Here is a 2,114-nt window from a genome sequence, read left to right as displayed (position 1 = left end):
AAATTAGTTTATGGACATATTAAAGCACAAGAAAATGCTTTGATTAAAAATATACTTCCTTTAGAAGAAAAAATTAAAGAAAGAAAATTAGATAAATGGATGGAAAGGGTGAGAAGGTGAGAGAAGAGCTTTTTTTAAAAAATACTCAAGCTTTATTTGAAGTTGATGAATTTTTAGCTTGTGCACTCAGATCACTTAAATACTTAACTTTTGCACTTATCCAAGATGAAAATGGAATAAATTTTAAAAAAGATGATATTTTTCTTTATGAAAATCCCAATAAAGAGCTTTTAGAAAACCTTACTCTGTTTAAAACCGAATATAGCAAATATCCTGTTTTGTTTTTTTATGGCTTTGGAAATGGAATGTTTTATAAAACTTTATGTAAAAACAAACAACATAAACACATTATCATTTTTGAAGACAATCTTGAAATTTTAACTTTAGCTTTTCATTTATTTGATTTTAGCGAAGAATTAAAAAAAGAACAACTAATACTTTTTTATACTCCAAATATTAATACAGCACAACTCACCACACTTTTTACTTATGAAATCATTCAAAAAAGTGTAAAAATTTTTAATCTTTTTATCCATAATGATTTTTATCAACAATTCTATAGCACTCAAATACAAAATATAAATACTCAACTGATAGAAATGATACGATTTATCGTTTTAAACAAAGGCAATGATCCACATGATTCTTTAGTTGGAATCAAACATACCCTAGATAATCTCCCTAAAATATTAAATCATGGAATTTTTCAAGAATTTCTCAAAGAAAGAAGAGCTAAGGTTAAAAATGCTATCATTGTTTCTACAGGACCATCTCTTACTAAACAATTGTCTTTACTTAAAAAATATGCTAATAAAGCAACGATTTTTTGTGCAGATAGTGCTTATGTTATCCTTGGAAAATACGGTATAAAGCCTGATTATGTTTGCATGCTAGAGCGTGATGATATAGTTTCTAAATGTTTTGATAATGATTTTGGCGATTTTAACAAAGGCATACTTTTCATACTTGCTTCTGTGGTTCACAAAGAAGTATTAGATTTTTTAGAAAAAAATCAAAGAACTTATATGCTTGTACATCGCCCTTTAAATTTTGCAGCTAGTTTAAAACTTGATGAATATGGATATCTTGGAGTAGGACACAGTGTTTCAAATATGATCTATGAACTAGCCGGAGCCTTAAGATTTGAAAATATCATTTTTATAGGACAGGATTTAGCTTATGGCAAGGATGGAAGTTCACATCCTAAAGAGCATATACATGGAAGTCAAGGTGAAGAAATCAGAGGAGAAAAATATACACTAGCTTATGGAGGAAAAGGCAAAGTAAGAACTCAACTCACTTGGAATTTATTTCGTCAAGCTTTTGAAAAAGATATATTTTGGGCAAAAGAAAAACTCAATATCACCACCTACAACTGCACCGAAGGTGGAGCAAGGATAGAAGGAACTATAGAAAAACCTTTTCTTTGGGCTTGTGAGAATTTACTTGATAAAGATTTAAATAAACCTTTTGATTTTCCAAAATTTCTAGATAAAAAACTAGCCAAAGAAAAACTAGAAAAAACAAAAAAATATCTCCAAAAAAGTGTCTTAGAATCCAAAGAATTTATAAAAAAAACTCAAACTCAGCTTCAAAAGCTTAGATACACTTTAGAAAAAAATGATAAAGATTTTCAAACTCTTGAAAAAATCAAAAATGATCTTTTAAATCTTTTTAAAGAATTTAAAAAACTCAAGCTTTTTAATGAACTTTGTCAAGCTATTTATTTTCATAATGAATGCGAAATTTTAAAATTTGAAGTTTTAAGCACAAATACGCAAAAAGAAAATTTAATAGACTTTTTAAAAATACAACACAATTGGTTTATCCAAGGTTTAGGATATCTTGATACTCAAAACAAAACAATAAAAAAAAGTTTAGAAAATTGGAATTTTGACGATATAATCAAAAAATAATTAGGATTTCAATGACCTTCACTCCCACCCAAAAACAACTCTTTAACAAAAACATTGAAGCTTTAAGCAATATTCTTTTAAAAGAAAGTTTAAAAGAAATTAAATCAAGTAAATTTGAACTTATCTTAGGTAAAGATA

3 protein-coding genes are annotated in these 2,114 nt (G+C 27.2%); all 3 read left to right on the top strand.

The genetic code is table 11. From position 1 onward, the window contains the following. Nucleotides 1-120, top strand: a 120-nt coding sequence (locus SR63_RS08600; RefSeq protein ID WP_261791899.1) for a hypothetical protein, incomplete at its 5' end; no start/stop codon positions are given. Continuing rightward, the gene (locus SR63_RS02075) at nt 117-1,976 is read left to right on the top strand and encodes a motility associated factor glycosyltransferase family protein (protein WP_075888384.1); all 1,860 of its coding nucleotides are present in this window, start codon (nt 117-119) and stop codon (nt 1,974-1,976) included. The genes SR63_RS08600 and SR63_RS02075, both read left to right, overlap by 4 nt. Before the next feature lie 11 nt (nt 1,977-1,987). Next, nucleotides 1,988-2,114, top strand: a 127-nt coding sequence (locus SR63_RS08595) for a motility accessory factor (protein WP_144745241.1), incomplete at its 3' end; no start/stop codon positions are given.

It is taken from the genome of Campylobacter sp. 2014D-0259 (genome assembly GCF_008000505.1).
Taxonomy (GTDB): Bacteria; Campylobacterota; Campylobacteria; order Campylobacterales; family Campylobacteraceae; genus Campylobacter_D; species Campylobacter_D jejuni.
The sequence above is the reverse complement of the archived record's forward strand: the minus strand, read 5'-3'. Positions and strand labels throughout refer to the sequence as shown.